Genomic DNA, 15,399 nt, shown 5'->3' with positions numbered 1-15,399 from the left:
ACGCTCACGTGGGGGCGCCGAACGAGGGGATGGACGATGACCGGCTTCCAGGGGATGGACACCGCACAGGTCGAGGACTACGGCGGCCTTCTGACGGATCGAACGGGCACGATCGAGGACCGCTTCAGCACGCTCGAGGGAGTCGTCCGCGCGATCGTGGGCTCGCAGTGGGTGGGCCCCGATGCCGACGCGTTCGGCGATCGCTACAGCAACGAGGTCATGACGACGGTGCGGACCGCCCTCAATCAGCTCCAGCGCCGGATCGACGAGCTCCGCGGCCACGTCGAGGAGCAGGACTCCGCCTCCGACGGCTCCGAGGGCGGCTTCCTCGAGGGAGTCTTCTCGGCGCTGGGCGACGCGATCGACACCGTCGGCTCCTTCCTCGAGGACGCATGGAACCACCTCACCGACGACATCCTCCCCACCGTCCATGACGTCATCAGCAAGGGCCTCGGGGATGTCGGGAACGCGATCAAGAACGGCATCGACGACGCGCTCAAGCACGCCCCCGATCTCGGCAAGAACACGGGGAAGCGGCTCCTGGGCTCGGCCGTCCCGTACGTCGGCGATGCCTACACCGGGATCGTCGCAGGCGTCGAGCGGTGGCAGCAGGACGGCGAGAACCACCTGGACATGGGCTTCGGGGAACGGCTGGGTCGCGCCGCACTGGACGGCGGGGCCAACTTTGCCGGATCCCTCGGCGGCGGTCTCCTCGGGACCGCCGCCGGGACCGCGGCCGGCGGCTTCCTGGGCGGACTGATCGGTGGCGGCGGCGGGGCCGTGGCGACCTCCCCGACCGGTCCCGGTGCCGCCGTGGGCGGCGCCGCAGGCGGTGGCGGCGGCGCCGCCGTCGGTGGGGCCATCGGCGGCTACGCCGGCGACTTCATCGGAAGCTACTTCGGCGGACGCCTCGCGGATGCCGGCATCGACGCCATCCTCGACTGAGCCCCGTACAGCCCTCGAGCCACTGCCCCTCCCCCCCCTAGGTGTTGCGGGTCATGACGTTGTGGACGCTGGCCGGGGATGAAGGAACGGGTCCCTGACCGGCACGATGGGTGGTGCTGAAGCCGTCCATCTCGCAGGAAGAGACCCGTTCCGTGACCCACCGTAATGCCCCGCTGACCGTGCTCGGAAGACAGCGAGCAGTTGAGTCCCGCATAGTGGTGTAGCGCGGTGGCCCCGTGATCGTCTCGGACGTGGGCGCGGCCACCGTGTGATCCTTCGAGTGAACCTTCCACAGCACTCTCGAACGGAGTCATCACGATGACCGCACCCCATATTGTCGACCCTTCCGGCCTGCTTGGTGAAGCCCTGGCCGAGGCGTCCCCGGATCTGATGCGCAGCCTGCTCCAGGACGTGATCAATACCCTGCTCTCCGCGGACGCTGATGCCGTTGCCGGCGCGGAGTACGGCCGCCCCAGCAGCGGCCGGGTCGCGCAGCGCAACGGCTACCGCCACCGCGACCTCGACACCCGAGTTGGCACGATCGACGTCGCAGTCCCCAAGCTCCGCACCGGCACCTACTTCCCCGACTGGCTGCTCGAGCGGCGCAAACGCGCCGAGTCCGCGCTGATCACGGTCGTTGCAGACTGCTACCTCGCCGGCGTCTCCACCCGCCGCATGGACAAGCTCGTGAAGACTCTCGGCATCAACTCGCTCTCGAAGTCGCAGGTCAGCAGGATGGCGGAGTCGTTGGACGAGCACGTCGAGCAGTTCCGCCACCGCCCCCTGGACGAGGCCGGGCCGTTCACGTTCGTCTCCGCCGACGCCCTGACCATGAAAGTGCGTGAGGGCGGGCGCGTGACCAACGCCGTCGTCCTGCTCGCCACCGGCGTCAACGGAGACGGGCACCGCGAGGTCCTGGGAATGAGGGTCGCGACCAGCGAGACCGGAGCGGCCTGGAACAGCTTCTTCGCTGACCTCGTCGCTCGCGGCCTCGCCGGAGTCCGCCTGGTCACCAGCGACGCGCACGCCGGCCTAGTCGAGGCGATCGCTGCGCACCTGCCTGGCGCGGCCTGGCAGCGGTGCCGCACCCACTACGCCGCGAACCTCATGGCCGTGACGCCGAAGAGCATGTGGCCGGCGGTGAAAGCGATGCTGCACAGCGTCTATGACCAGCCCGACGCAGCAGCGGTGAACGGCCAGTTCGAGCGGCTGCTGGACTACGTCAGCGAGAAGCTCCCGGCCGTGGCCGACCACCTCGACGCGGCCCGCGCCGATCTCCTCGCGTTCACGGCGTTCCCGAAAGACGTGTGGGTCCAGATCTGGTCGAACAACCCCACCGAACGGCTGAACAAGGAGATCCGCCGCCGCACCGACTCCGTGGGGATCTTCCCGACCCGCGAAGCGATCGTCCGCCTCGTCGGCGCGGTCCTGGCCGAACAGACCGACGAGTGGGCCGAAGGACGCCGCTACCTCGGCCTCGACGTCCTCGCCCGCTGCCGCCTCAGCATCGTCCCCGACACCAGCCCCGAGGAGGTCGCCACCGACGCCCTGCCCGCCCTCACCGCCTGACCAATCAGCGAAGGATCGCTACACCACTTCCAGGGACTTGACCCAGCGAGCCGTCGCCCAGGTGATCGAGCGTGGTCGGCCAATCGCGCACGTCGCTGCGGAGTTCCACATCGCCCGCTCGACCCTGTCGAAGTGGGTCGGCCGCTACCACGAGCATGGCGAGCTCGGCTTGCAGGACCACTCCAGCGCGCCAGCGAACCGACCTACACGGCTCCCGGTCTGGGTGCTCGAGCTGATCGAGCTCTGGCGCCGGAAGAAGAAGTGGTCCGCGCGCCGGATCGCCCGCGAACTCGCCGACGCTCACCAGTACCGCTGCTGCGTGCGGACCGTGACTCGCTGGTTAGATCGGCTGGGCTTGAACCGGATCCGAGACATCGCCCCGGACGGCGAGAATACCCGCTCACCTGGGAAGATCATCGCCCGCTATCCCGGGCACATGGTCCACATGGACGTGAAGAAGATCGGCAAGCTCCGCGATGGCGGGGGCTGGTGGGCGCATGGGCGAGGTTCCGTGCAGGACAAGAAGAAGCACTCCCAGCGGATCGGCTACACCTACCTCCACTCGATCATCGATGGGTTCTCCCGCCTGGCCTACACCGAAGCGCTCGAGGACGAGAAAGCCGCCACGACCATCGCGTTCTTCCACCGAGCCCGGGCGTTCTTCACCGCACACGGCATCACCAGGATCTCCCGCCTGGTGACCGACAACGGCAGCAACTACACCGCCAAGGCCTTCCGGCGATCAACCAGAGCGTTCATCGGCCGGCACCAGTACACGCGGATCTACACGCCCCGGCACAACGGGAAGGTCGAGCGCTACCAGCGGATCATGACCGACGAGTGCCTCTACGCCCGCGCCTACAACTCCGAGAACGAGCGGAGAGACGCGATCGCGGTCTGGGTCCATCACTATGACTACCATCGCCCCCACACCGCCTGCAGCGATCAGCCCCCAGCCTCACGCCTCCACACCAGCGTCGACAACGTCATGGCCAACTACACCTAGGCTGACTCCATGCCCTCCACCACGACCCCTCTGCGCACCGAGGTCCTGCCTCGACCGGACTCCCTCGTCCCACCGATGGCCGTGGACGTCCCGGTCACTTGGGTGCCGACCCCAGCCACGGACGCCGTCCTCGCGGGCTTCATGGACGACGGCACGCTGAGCCCGGCATACGGGACCAACATCGTCCTCACCGGGGCCGCGCTGCCCGAAGGGATCGGGCTCGAGGACTGGCAGATCACCGTGCGGGACCGTCAACTCTCCGCACTCCCGGACCTGCAGGTCCTCGACGATCGTCGACTCCCGGCCCTCGGCGGCGACACGAGCGCCGAGCAGTGGTACCACTGCTCGGTAATGACGGACCGGCACGGGGCGACCGTGCTCACCCGTCGCTGGAACCGCCTGGTGCCCGGGCTCGGCCTGACGCTCACCCTCACCACGCTCCCCCTGCTCGATGCCGAGCACGGGGACCTGTTCGACGCGATCGCCGCCTCCTGGACGATCACGGAGCCCACGACGGAGGAGCGCGCCGATGATCACGCCTGATGCGAGCTCGCGGGTCATCGCGAGCGGCCCCGGCCCCGAGATCGACGCCCTCGTCGAGGCCTTGGCCGCCGGCCGTCCCGCCGCGGGTACCGAGGCGCTGGATCCGTCGTTCGTGCAGAGCATCGGCGAGATCGTCGCCGCCGCGTCGGGCACCGTCGAGGTCACCCTCTCCGGGCCGCTGAGCTATAGCACGCACCGCTTCACCCTGTCCCGCGGCGGGACGCTGCGCCGCAGCCAGGGGCAGTCGGACACCGTCGAGATCGCCGCCTTCCCGACGTCCGCCCTCCCCGGCGCCCTGCTGAGGCTCACGAGCATCGCGCCTGTCGATCCGCTCGGCACGGGCACCGTGCTCGAGCTGCCAGAGGGGAGCCTGACGAGCCTCTTCCACCCCGAAAGCGAGCTCCGCGAGAGCGCTTGGGGCGCCGCGATCCGGGCCTCGCACACCCTGCCCGACGCAGAGCGCGCGGAGTTCGAGCGGGCCGAGCCCCGTGCGGCGCAGCTGGTGCGCCGCCGACCCGAGGGGGACCGCACCTCTCGGGTACTCCTGCTTCGCGGCCGCTACCTGATCGCTGCCGAGGACAGTATCGACGCTGTGCGCGGCACCGATCCCACCGGTGCGACCCGCAGCCTGCTGACCGGGCTGCTGCGACCCCAGGCATGAGCATCGCCGCCTGACCGGACGGTCTCGGTCGAGCATGACGAACGGCCCGCCCCGGAACTCTCCGGGAGCGGGCCGTGTGCCGCGGGTCAGGCCGTCACAGCATGCAGCTGACGCAGCCCTCGACCTCGGTGCCCTCGATCGCCATCTGGCGCAGGCGGATGTAGTACAAGGTCTTGATGCCCTTGCGCCATGCGTAGATCTGCGCCTTGTTGACGTCGCGCGTGGTGGCGGTGTCCTTGAAGAACAGCGTCAGCGACAGGCCCTGGTCCACGTGCTGCGTGGCCGCGGCGTAGGTGTCGACGATCTTCTCGTAGCCGATCTCGTACGCGTCCTCGTAGTACTCGAGGTTGTCGTTGGTCATGTACGGCGCGGGGTAGTACACCCGGCCGATCTTGCCCTCCTTCCGGATCTCGATCTTGGAGACGATCGGGTGGATCGAGGAGGTGGAGTGGTTGATGTACGAGATCGAGCCGGTGGGAGGCACGGCCTGCAGGTAGGCGTTGTACATCCCGTACTCGGCGACCTCGGCCTGCAGCTGCTTCCAGTCGTCCTGGGTGGGCAGGTGCACGTTCGAGTTCGCGAACAGCTCGCGGATTTTGTCGGTCGCCGGCTCCCACACCTGCTCGGTGTACTTCTGGAAGTACTCGCCGGTGGCGTACTTCGAGTTCTCGAAGTCGTAGAACTTCTCCTGGCGCTCCTTCGCGAGCTTCATCGACGCGAGGATCGCGTGATAGGTGACCGCGTAGAAGTACATGTTGGTGAAGTCGATGCCCTCCTCCGAGCCGTAGAACACCCGCTCGCGGGCGAGGTAGCCGTGGAGGTTCATCTGGCCGAGGCCGATGGCGTGGGACTTCCGGTTGCCCTCGGCGATCGTGGGCACGGACTCGATGTCGGAGGTGTCCGAGACCGCGGTGAGGCCGCGGATCGCGGTCTCGATGGTCTGGGCGAAGTCCAGGGAGTCCATCGCCTTGGCGATGTTCAGCGAGCCGAGGTTGCAGGAGATGTCCCGGCCCATCTCGTCGTACGTGAGGTCGACGTTCATGGTGGAGGGGGTGGAGACCTGCAGGATCTCGGAGCACAGGTTCGAGTGGGTGACCTTGCCGGCGATGGGGTTCGCGCGGTTCACGGTGTCCTCGAACATGATGTACGGGTAGCCGGACTCGAACTGGATCTCGGCGAGGACCTGGAAGAAGTCGCGGGCCTTGATCTTCTTCTTCGAGATGCGGGGGTTGTCGACCATCTCGTGGTAGACGTCCGAGACGTTCACGTCCGCGAAGGGCTTGCCGTACTCGCGCTCCACGTCGTACGGGGAGAACAGGTACATCGGCTCGTTCTTCTTCGCGAGCTCGAAGGTGATGTCGGGGATGACGACGCCGAGGGAGAGGGTCTTGATGCGGATCTTCTCGTCGGCGTTCTCGCGCTTGGTGTCCAGGAAGCGCAGGATGTCGGGGTGGTGGGCGTTGAGGTACACCGCACCGGCGCCCTGACGCGCGCCGAGCTGGTTGGCGTAGGAGAAGGAGTCCTCGAGCAGCTTCATCACGGGGATGACGCCGCTGGACTGGTTCTCGATGTGCTTGATCGGCGCACCGTACTCGCGCAGGTTGCTCAGCAGCAGCGCGACGCCGCCGCCGCGCTTGGACAGCTGCAGCGCGGAGTTGATGGAGCGGCCGATGGACTCCATGTTGTCCTCGATGCGCAGCAGGAAGCACGAGACGAGCTCGCCGCGCTGGGCCTTGCCGGCGTTGAGGAAGGTGGGGGTGGCCGGCTGGAAGCGGCCGTCGAGGATCTCGTCGACGAGGTTGCGGGCGAGCTGCTCGTCGCCGCGCGCGAGGGTCAGGGCGACCATCACCACGCGGTCCTCGAAGCGCTCGAGGTACCGCTTGCCGTCGAAGGTCTTCAGCGTGTACGAGGTGTAGTACTTGAACGCGCCGAGGAAGGTGGGGAAGCGGAACTTCTTCGCGAAGGCCTGCTCGGAGAGCGACTCGATGAAGGAGAACTCGTACTGCTCGAGCACCTCCGGCTCGTAGTAGTCGTTCTCGACGAGGTAGTCCATCTTCTCGCGCAGCGAGTGGAAGAACACCGTGTTGGGGTTCACGTGCTGCAGGAAGTACTCCCGCGCGGCCTCGCGGTCCTTGTCGAACTGGATGCTGCCGTCCGGTCCGTACAGGTTCAGCATCGCGTTCAGCGCGTGGTAGTCGAGCTGCCTGTTGTGCTCGACCGGGGGCATCTCGGTCAGTGTCGCCAAAACTCTTCCAATCCGTCGTGGACCCGCGTCACGTCGCGCGGAGTGCCGAACAGTTCGAACTTGTACATGTGGGGAACCTGGCACTTGGCGGAGATGATGTCCCCGGCCAAGCAGTAGGCCTCCCCGAAGTTGGTGTTCCCCGCGCCGATCACACCGCGGATGTGCCGTCGGTTGCGTTCATCGTTGAGGAACTTGATGACCTGCTTGGGAACGGCGCCCCGGCCGTTGCCCCCGCCGTAGGTCGGGACCAGCAGGACGAAGTCCTCGTCGACGACGAGGGGATCGTCCTTGGGGTAGAGCGGGATCCGATGGGCCGGCAGGCCGAGCTTCTCGACGAAGCGCTTGGTGTTGCCGGACACCGAGGAGAAGTAGACGAGACGGGTCACGCCGACGCCTCCCCGGTCGCTCAGATCGCGGCGCTGCGGCGCTGCTCGGCGCCGACGCCCGCGAGCGCCTTGATCTTGTCGGGGCGGAAGCCCGACCAATGGTCCTCGCCGGTGATGACGACGGGCGCCTGGACGTAGCCGAGGGACTTCACCTTCGCGAGGGCGTCGGCGTCCTCGGTGATGTCGACGACGTCGTAGGCGACGCCCGCCTTGTTCAGCGCGCGCTTGGTGGCATCGCACTGCACGCAGAGGGGCTTCGAGTACACGGTGATGTCCAAGGGAAGTGCCTTTCAGGAGCGTCGCGCCGAGGCGCAGGACAGGGGCGAGAAGGAGATGTTCAGGAGGTCCGAGGACCGTGTCGCGAGGCTGTGGACTCCCGCAGGAGCCCTGTGCGCCGCGACAACGTCAACACTACACCTAGTGGTGACTCGGCGCGACGACCACAAGATGTACTGAACTACAGGAGTGTCATCCACAATGCGTTGTTGACAGCATGTGGATGGAGGGGTGCTCGCTGGGGACGGAGCGGCCGCCTCCCGTGCGAGCACTGCTGATACGTGCACAACCCGTTGTGGACGGCGCTCCGGGCGGCCGACGACGACGGTGGACAGGCACCCTCCGCACCCCTGCCGGAGCGGTCGGAACAGGCCTCCGAGTGAGGTGTCTCCCGGCGTGTCCCGCGCGCGCCCCGGCGTGTCGCGGGCGTGTCGTCGGCGTGTCCCCCGCCGTCCCCCGTCCATCCCCCGCCCGTCCCCCGTCGGGGCGCCGGATCCGGGCCGCGGACCACCGGTCCGGGGCCCGGACGCAGGGAGCCGACGCGGAGAGCCCCGCCCTCCCCGGCAGGGGACGACGGGGGCTCTCGGCGACGGTCTGCGGATCGCCGGGGCCGACGGTGCGGCAGCGCCGACGGGGCGTCTCAGCGGCGCGGGTCCTCCGGGACGGCGGGGTCCGCGGTCGCGGGCGGTGCGTCCTCGGCCGCGGCCGGTGCGCCCTCGGCGCCGCCGGACCAGGCGTCGACGACCTCCTCGGTGCTCGGCGCCGCAGGCTGCTCGAGGGTCTCGGGCGCGGGCTCCGCGCCGGGCAGCTCGACCTCGACGGTCGCGGAGGGGGCGGACGCCCCGTCGGCGGGCTCCTCGTCCGTGCGTCCCGCGTTCGCGGTCGCCGCCTCGGCCGACGGCTCCTCTGCCTGGGCCGACGGCTCCTCCGGCTGGGCCGACGGCTCCTCAGCCTCTGCCGCCTCCTCTGCCCCGGGCGCCTCCTCGGTCCCGGAGTCCTGCTCCGGCTCCGCCTCGAGGCTGCGGCCGTCGGCCTCCACGATGGTGGCGAGCACCTCGCGCAGCAGCACCACCTGGCGCAGCGCCTCGGCGGCGCCGGCCAGCGGCGCCTCGCCCTTCTCGACGAAGGCGTGGAAGGCCTCCCACATCAGCTCGGCCGAGCCCTTCGGCGCGGTGGTCGCGACCTCCTGGACCACGCCCGACTTCTTCTCCCGCAGCGAGACCGTCGAGCGCGCGTCGCCGTGGGAGGGCGCGGGAAGGTCCAGGCGCATGCGGCGCCGCGCGGAGAGCACCTGCAGAGTCTCGGAGTACTCGGGCGCGAAGGGGAGGTAGTGCCACACCAGGCGCACCTGCGCCCCGCTGCCGAGCTCGCCGAGCAGCTCGATCGATCCGGGGACCACCCCCTTGGGCCAGTGCCGCACCGCGACGAGCTTCTCGATCGGTCCGTAGGCCGCCTCGGTGACCGCCATCTGATGGGCGACGCCGGTGAGCAGACCCTTGACGTACAGGTCCCGGTCGCGCTGGGTGGCGCCGTCGCCGGTGCCCGCCTCGACGGCGGCCTGGAGAGCCTTGCGCCGCGCCGTGCGCTGCTCCGTGGGCAGGTCGTAGGAGGAGGTGGTGACGTGGGCCTGGCCGAACAGGGGCTGGCTGGCGGGCATGAGGACCTCGTGATCCACCATCCGCAGATCCTTGGTCGCGATGTGCTCGGACATCCGGGCCACGGAGTCGTCGTACTGCTGGGGATGGGCCAGCATCACCAGGCGCCTTCCCGCGATCCGCTCGAACTCGGCGACCTTCGCGACCTCCTCCTCGGAATAGCCCAGCGGCGGCTCGACCATCACCGGGATGCCGCGGCGCACGATCGCGAGCAGGTCGTCGACGTGGAGCCCGTCGGTCGACAGCAGCACGCCGTCCAGGGAGAGGGTCCGCGCGCGCACCGCGGCGACGAGATCCGCGACGGTCTCGTAGCGGCGCTCCTCCTCGATGCCCCACACCTCGGAGGCCTCGCGGCGCCGACGGGGCGAGTGGTCCACCAGCGCGGCCACGCTGAAGCGGTCCCAGCGCCGGCGCAGCACCGGCAGGTGCACGGCCTGCGCCACGGTTCCGGCGCCGACCACGGCGATGTTCAGGATCTTCGGCATCGACAGGCTCCTCGGGGGCTCGGCAGGGAGAGGCGGCTGCACCGCCGGGACGACGGGCGCCGGGCCGTCTCCGGCATCGCACCTGGACCCGGCGCGATCGCACGCCTGTTCTACCACACGGGCAGGGACGACGATCACAGGGACGCCGCTCCGTCGCACCCGCCCGCGGCGCTATCGTGGGGCGCTGATCGAACCCTGAGGAGGACCCGTGGTCGGACGCTTCTACACCGGTGCGCGGGGATTCGTGCGCCCGATCGTGAGGCTGCTGTGGAACCCGCGGGTCAGCGGGTTGGAGAACGTGCCGCACGAGGGCGGCTTCGTGATCGCCTCGAACCACCTCGCCAACATCGACAGCTTCATGATCCCGGTGGTCCTGCCTCGAGCGATCCGCTTCGTGGCCAAGGAGTCGCTGTGGACGCAGAAGGGCCCGCACGGCGCGGTGCTGCGCTGGTTCTTCGACGCCGTCGGCGCGGTGCCGGTGGACCGCGAGGCGCTCTCCTCCGGCAAGGGCGCGCTGCAGGCCGGGCTCGACGTGCTGCGCAACGGGGAGGGCTTCGCCGTCTACCCCGAGGGGCACCGCTCCAAGGACGGGCTGCTGCACCCGGGCAAGCAGGGCGCGGCCTGGCTCGCGCTCGAGTCGGGCTGCCCCGTGATCCCGGTCGGGCTCAAGGGCACCCAGCACATGTTCTCCTCCCTGATCCCCCGCCGCGGCGAGATGACGATCCGAGTGGGCACCCCGATCACCCTCGAGGAGATCGACCCCTCCGCCTCCAAAGGGGCGCGCCGACGCCTCCTGACCGCCCGGATCATGGATGAGATCCAGGCGCTGTCCGGTCAGCGCCGGGCCGACGGTCCCTCGGCACGGTCCCGGGACCAGTAGGATCGCACCAGGCCGCACACCGAGGTCGCGGCCGTCGCCCGAGAGCACCCCAGCCAGGAGAGCAGATGGCCGTCGTCGTCGGATTCATCCCCACCGAGGTGGGCTTCAAGGCGCTGGCCGCGGCACGTGAGGAGGCCGAGCAGCGCGGCGGGCCGCTGGTCGTGGTCAACGTGCTGCGCGCGGGCGTCGAGGAGGATCCCCGCCACGCGGACGAGCAGCAGCTCGAGATCGCCCGTGACGAGCTCCGCCGCACCACCGTGCGCGTCGCCTTCCGCCAGGAGACCACGGAGGACGACATCGCCGACGTCCTGCTGCAGGTGGTCGAGGAGGAGAAGGCCGAGCTGCTCGTGCTCGGCGTGCGCCGTCAGAACGATCTCGCCCGCCACCTGCTGGGCCTGACCGTGCAGAAGCTCCTGCTCTCCTCCCCCAGCGACGTACTGGTGGTCTGAGTCCCGGCTCGGGCCGCCCACGGCCCGCCCCGGACGCCGCTCGGCCCGAGCCCGCCCGTCGACGCCGTCCCGTACGGCGACGACAGCGGCCCGGCCCCTTCCGGAGAAGGGACCGGGCCGCTGCGCTGTGCGGGGCCGCTCAGGCGGTCGCTCGCGCGAGGATCACTCCGAGACGGGGTCCGCGCCGGGGATCTGCTCCTCGTGGCCGGCCTTGACCTTCGCCTCGATGGCCTCGCCGACCTCCTGGTCGATGTTCTTCCAGTACTGGAAGGCGTTGGAGAGCACCGGCTCGATCACGGTGGACAGGCCGCCGGCGACCGTGTCGATCAGGCGCTGGCGCTCGTCCTCGCTCATGACCTCGCGGACCAGGGTGTGCGCCTGGCCGAAGTCGTCGTCCTCGGAGTGCAGGGAGTAGGCGGCGCGCACCAGCGTGCCGTCGGCCTCCCAGCCGTTGTCGACCGGGCCCTGCTCGTCCTGGTAGGCGCGGCCGAAGGAGTTCGGCGCGTACACCGGCGCGTCGCCGCTGTGGAAGAAGTTCATCGCGCCTTCCTTGTCGTAGGAGTTGGTGGCGATGACCGGACGGTTCACGGGCAGCTGGTTGAAGTTCGTGCCCAGGCGGTTGCGCTGCGCGTCCGGGTAGGAGAAGACGCGGCCCAGCAGCATCTTGTCCGGGGAGACGCCGGTGCCGGGCACCAGGTTCGAGGGGCTGAAGGCGGCCTGCTCGATCTGCGCGTAGTGGTTGACCGGGTTCTGGTTCAGGGTGAAGCGGCCCACGGGGATGCGCGGGTAGTCCTTCTTCGACCAGATCTTGGTGAGGTCGAAGGGGTTGAAGCGGTAGGTCTTCGCGTCCTCGTAGGGCATGATCTGCACCTCGAGCCGCCAGGACGGGAAGTCGCCGTTCTTGATCGACTCGAAGAGGTCGCGGCGGTGGTAGTCCGCGTCGGTGCCGGCGATCTCGTCGGCCTCCTCGTTGGTGAGGAACTCCAGGCCCTGCTCGGTGAGGAAGTGGTACTTGACCCAGAACTTCTCGCCGGCCTCGTTGACCCACATGTAGGTGTGCGAGGAGTAGCCGTTCATGTGGCGCCAGGTCTTGGGCAGGCCGCGGTCGCCCATGAGGTAGGAGACCTGGTGGGCCGACTCCGGGGAGAGGGTCCAGAAGTCCCACTGCATGGTGTTGTCGCGCAGGCCGGAGTCGGGGGTGCGCTTCTGGGAGTGGATGAAGTCGGGGAACTTCATGGGATCGCGGACGAAGAACACCGGGGTGTTGTTGCCGACGATGTCGAAGTTGCCCTCCTGGGTGTAGAACTTCAGCGCGAAGCCGCGCACGTCCCGCCAGGTGTCGGGCGAGCCCAGCTCGCCGGCGACGGTGGAGAAGCGGGCCAGCATCGGGGTCCTGGCGCCCTTCTGGAAGAGCCCCGCCTTGGTGTACTTCGAGACGTCCTCGGTGATCTCGAGCTCGCCGAAGGCGCCGGAGCCCTTCGCGTGGGGGCTGCGCTCCGGGATGCGCTCGCGGTCGAAGCGCGCGAGCTTCTCGACCAGGGCGACGTCATGGAGCAGCAGCGGGCCGTCGGTGCCGACGCTCAGCGAGTTCGCGTCGGACTCGCGCGGCGCACCGGACTCGGTGGTCGACGCGATCGTCGAATCGTGATGGGCCGTGGGATCCAGATGGGTCATGGAGTTCTCCTCGGGTCTTTCTGACAGGTCGTGACGAAACGTTCTGACAGTCGTGGGCGGTCAAGGACCCTGATCCGGCCGGGGCCGGGTCAGGGGGTTCAGGGGGTGGCGGCCTCGCGCTCGCGGCAGTCGCTGCACGTCCCGCGGTAGACGACATCGGCCATCTCGATCGAGAAGCCGTGATCCTCGTGCGGGATCAGGCAGGGCGCGGCGCCGACGGCGCAGGGGACGTCCTCGAGACGTCCACAGCTGCGGCACACCAGGTGGTGGTGGTTGTCGTGGCGGTGCATCTCGTAGCGCATGGAGCGCCCGCCGACGGAGACGCGTCGCAGCAGCTCGGCATCGGAGAGGGCGTTGAGCACGTCGTAGACGGCCTGACGTGAGACCGTGCCGAGGTCCTCGCGCACGGCCTGGGCGATCGCCTCCGCATCGGAGTGCGGGTGGGCCTCGACCGCGGCCAGGGCCGCGAGCCGCGGAGCGGTCACGCGCAGGCCGACGCTCCGCAGGGCGGAGGTGTGGTCGGTGGTCGTCATGATCCCCACCCTAGCCCGCTTACTGGACAATCTCAAGAAAACGAGCGGTCTCGTCCACGCCGGCTCCTCCCCCGCCGACGAGAACGGGCCCGGCCCCTCGAAGGGGGCCGGGCCCGTGATCCGGAGCCGCCTGCCGGAATCGAACCGGCGACCTATTCATTACGAGTGAATCGCTCTACCGACTGAGCTAAGGCGGCGGCGCCGCGCACGCGCGGCGGACCGGTTCACTGTACGTGACCTGGCTGGCCAGGCGCAAAGCGTCCCGGCGCGATCCGCGTCACGCTCGTCGGCACGGCCGGTCCGCGGCGGAGCGCCGAGCCGTCGACCGCCGCGCGCGCTTCAGCAGCGCAGCCCGTCCTCGGGGACGGTGCCCTCGAGGAGATAGGCGTCGACCTGCTCCTCGATGCACCCGCCCGAGCGGCCGTAGGCGGTGTGACCCTCCCCCTCGTAGGTCAGCAGCGTCGCATCGTCGAGCTGGGAGGCGAGCTGCTCCGACCAGGCGTAGGGGGTGGCGGGATCGCCGGTGGTGCCGACGACCAGGATCGGGCCGGCGCCCTCGGCGGTGATCGGCGCGGGCTCGCGCACGGGCTCCTCGGGCCACTGGGCGCAGCCGTCCCCGCCGAGCATCGGGCCGAAGGTCGGGAACTCCTCGGCGAGGCGCTCGGCCTCCTGCTCGACCCACTGCTCGTCGGCGACCCCGGGGTGGTCCAGGCAGTTCACGGCCGTGATCGCGAAGGCGGCGTTGGTGCGGTAGGTCCCGTCGTAGCGGCGCTCGGAGGAGAGGTCCGCGATGTACAGCAGCTGGGAGCCGTCGCCGTTCATCGTGGCGGCGAGCGCCTCGCGCCCGTACTCCCACTGCGCGTCGTCGTACAGCAGCGTCAGCACCGCGGAGCGGGCGAGGGCCCCGGTCAGCGGCCGCTCGGGGTCGCCGGTGTCCAGCGGGGTCTCGTCCACGCTCTCGAAGAAGCTCAGCAGCTGCTCCTTCGCCTCGGCCTCGTCGCCGCGGAAGGGGCAGGAGTCGCCGGCCTCGAGGCAGCGGGCCAGGAACACCTCGGTCGCGTGCTCGAAGCCCTCGGCCTGGCCGGCGGAGAACTCGTCCATGGACATGTCGGGGTCGATCGCGCCGTCCAGGACGAAGCGACCCACCCGCTCGGGGTGCAGCTCGGCGTAGCTCGCGCCGAGATAGGTGCCGTAGGAGTAGCCGAGATAGTCGAGCTCCTCGTCGCCGAGCGCCGCGCGCAGCACGTCCATGTCGCGGGCCGCGGAGTAGCTGTCGAGATAGGGCAGGACGTCGCCGGAGTTCGCCTCGCAGGCCTCGGCCACGCGCGCACCCCACTCCTCGGCGAGCGCGCTCGCATCCTCCGCGGCGGGGTCCCCGGTCGCGGCGAGGTACTCATCGGTCTCCGCGTCGTCGAGGCACTCGATCCCCTCCGAGCGGTTCACGCCGCGGGGGTCGAAGCCGATGACGTCGTAGCTCGCGCGCACCTCGGGGGAGATCAGGATCTCCGCCGACGGCAGGAAGTTCACGCCCGAGCCGCCGGGGCCGCCCGGGTTGGTCACCAGCGAGCCCTTCGACTCGCCGTCGGCGGCGAGGCGGCCGACGGCGATCTCGATGTCCCCGGCCTCGGGGTCGTTCCAGACCAGCGGCACCGTGATCGTCCCGCACTCGGCGCCCTCGGCGTCCACGTCCTCGCAGGGGCCCCACTCGATCTGCTGGGAGTAGTAGGCCTCGTAGGCGGGGTCCTCGGCGGGGTCCGTCGGCAGGTCGAGGGCCTCGGAGGTCCCGGTCTCCTCGAGCGCCGGGCCCTCGTCGGCGGAGTCCTCGCCCGCGCCGCCGGCGTCGCTCGCCTCGCTGCCGGCCGGGGAGTCCTCCTCGGGAGCGGCTCCCTCCGTGCACCCCGCCAGGAGCATCGTCGCGACGGCCGCCGCGGCGGCGAGGCGGGCGAGGGGGCGTCGAGTGTCGCGGAGGGGCGTCATGCGGGGTCCTTGTCCATGGGGGAAGCATCCGTGGGGCCCGGCCATCCTAGGACGCTTCCCCGCCGATCTCCCGACGTCAGGGCCCCGTCATCGTCCGCAGGGCGTCCGGCCCCGG

General features: G+C 69.8%; 14 protein-coding genes and 1 tRNA gene. 7 read left to right on the top strand and 8 right to left on the bottom strand.

Going from position 1 to position 15,399, the window contains the following annotated elements:
* Positions 1–36 precede the first annotated feature (36 nt).
* From RBL05_RS13490 to RBL05_RS13470, 5 genes are all read left to right on the top strand, one after another.
* Positions 37–945 carry a WXG100 family type VII secretion target gene (locus tag RBL05_RS13490; RefSeq protein ID WP_308739041.1) on the top strand — a complete coding sequence of 303 codons (909 nt, stop codon included), beginning with the start codon at positions 37–39 and terminating at the stop codon, positions 943–945.
* Positions 946–1,263: 318 nt separating this feature from the next.
* Positions 1,264–2,514, top strand: a complete 1,251-nt coding sequence (locus RBL05_RS13485) for an IS256 family transposase (RefSeq protein WP_122940988.1) — start codon at positions 1,264–1,266, stop codon at positions 2,512–2,514.
* A 37-nt stretch (positions 2,515–2,551) separates the two neighbouring features.
* On the top strand, positions 2,552–3,520 hold the full coding sequence (locus RBL05_RS13480; RefSeq protein WP_308739042.1) for an IS481 family transposase: 969 nt from the start codon (positions 2,552–2,554) through the stop codon (positions 3,518–3,520).
* Between the two features lie 9 nt (positions 3,521–3,529).
* On the top strand, positions 3,530–4,063 hold the full coding sequence (locus RBL05_RS13475; protein WP_308739043.1) for a hypothetical protein: 534 nt from the start codon (positions 3,530–3,532) through the stop codon (positions 4,061–4,063).
* Positions 4,050–4,724 (top strand): hypothetical protein, encoded by a 675-nt coding sequence (locus RBL05_RS13470; RefSeq protein WP_308739044.1) that lies wholly within the window; start codon positions 4,050–4,052, stop codon positions 4,722–4,724. Before RBL05_RS13475 ends, RBL05_RS13470 begins: the two co-directional genes overlap by 14 nt.
* A 94-nt stretch (positions 4,725–4,818) precedes the next feature.
* On the opposite strand, the gene nrdE is transcribed toward RBL05_RS13470, so the two are convergent.
* The 4 genes from nrdE to RBL05_RS13450 all read right to left on the bottom strand — a co-directional run bounded on the left by nrdE (position 4,819) and on the right by RBL05_RS13450 (position 9,771).
* Positions 4,819–6,951 carry a class 1b ribonucleoside-diphosphate reductase subunit alpha gene (gene nrdE, locus RBL05_RS13465; protein WP_308739045.1) on the bottom strand — a complete coding sequence of 711 codons (2,133 nt, stop codon included), beginning with the start codon at positions 6,949–6,951 and terminating at the stop codon, positions 4,819–4,821.
* Positions 6,952–6,956: 5 nt separating this feature from the next.
* Positions 6,957–7,355: a class Ib ribonucleoside-diphosphate reductase assembly flavoprotein NrdI gene (nrdI, locus tag RBL05_RS13460; protein WP_308739046.1), complete on the bottom strand. Its 399-nt coding sequence runs from the start codon at positions 7,353–7,355 to the stop codon at positions 6,957–6,959.
* Positions 7,356–7,375: 20 nt separating this feature from the next.
* Positions 7,376–7,633 (bottom strand): glutaredoxin-like protein NrdH, encoded by a 258-nt coding sequence (nrdH, locus tag RBL05_RS13455; RefSeq protein WP_308739047.1) that lies wholly within the window; start codon positions 7,631–7,633, stop codon positions 7,376–7,378.
* A 638-nt stretch (positions 7,634–8,271) separates the two neighbouring features.
* Positions 8,272–9,771 carry a Gfo/Idh/MocA family oxidoreductase gene (locus RBL05_RS13450; RefSeq protein ID WP_308739048.1) on the bottom strand — a complete coding sequence of 500 codons (1,500 nt, stop codon included), beginning with the start codon at positions 9,769–9,771 and terminating at the stop codon, positions 8,272–8,274.
* Positions 9,772–9,979: 208 nt separating this feature from the next.
* Here RBL05_RS13450 and RBL05_RS13445 point away from each other — a divergent pair, with 208 nt between their 5' ends.
* A complete protein-coding gene (locus tag RBL05_RS13445) occupies positions 9,980–10,651 on the top strand; it encodes a lysophospholipid acyltransferase family protein (protein WP_308739049.1) in 672 nt (223 codons plus the stop codon).
* Positions 10,652–10,716: 65 nt separating this feature from the next.
* Positions 10,717–11,100, top strand: a complete 384-nt coding sequence (locus RBL05_RS13440) for a universal stress protein (protein ID WP_308739050.1) — start codon at positions 10,717–10,719, stop codon at positions 11,098–11,100.
* Between the two features lie 162 nt (positions 11,101–11,262).
* Here RBL05_RS13440 and RBL05_RS13435 read toward each other — a convergent pair whose 3' ends face one another.
* The 4 genes from RBL05_RS13435 to RBL05_RS13420 all read right to left on the bottom strand — a co-directional run bounded on the left by RBL05_RS13435 (position 11,263) and on the right by RBL05_RS13420 (position 15,284).
* The gene (locus tag RBL05_RS13435) at positions 11,263–12,774 is read right to left on the bottom strand and encodes a catalase (protein ID WP_308739051.1); all 1,512 of its coding nucleotides are present in this window, start codon (positions 12,772–12,774) and stop codon (positions 11,263–11,265) included.
* A gap of 98 nt (positions 12,775–12,872) precedes the next feature.
* Positions 12,873–13,307: a Fur family transcriptional regulator gene (locus RBL05_RS13430; RefSeq protein WP_263310912.1), complete on the bottom strand. Its 435-nt coding sequence runs from the start codon at positions 13,305–13,307 to the stop codon at positions 12,873–12,875.
* A gap of 124 nt (positions 13,308–13,431) precedes the next feature.
* Positions 13,432–13,504 (bottom strand) — tRNA-Thr (locus RBL05_RS13425).
* Positions 13,505–13,646: 142 nt separating this feature from the next.
* Positions 13,647–15,284, bottom strand: coding sequence for an alpha/beta hydrolase (locus tag RBL05_RS13420; RefSeq protein WP_308739052.1), 1,638 nt, complete (start codon positions 15,282–15,284; stop codon positions 13,647–13,649).
* Positions 15,285–15,399: the final 115 nt, after the last annotated feature.

Source organism: Brachybacterium sp. GU-2, assembly GCF_030866705.2.
Classification (GTDB): Bacteria; Actinomycetota; Actinomycetes; order Actinomycetales; family Dermabacteraceae; genus Brachybacterium; species Brachybacterium conglomeratum.
Note: the sequence above shows the minus strand (reverse complement) of the source record. Positions and strands in the feature narration are given on the sequence as shown.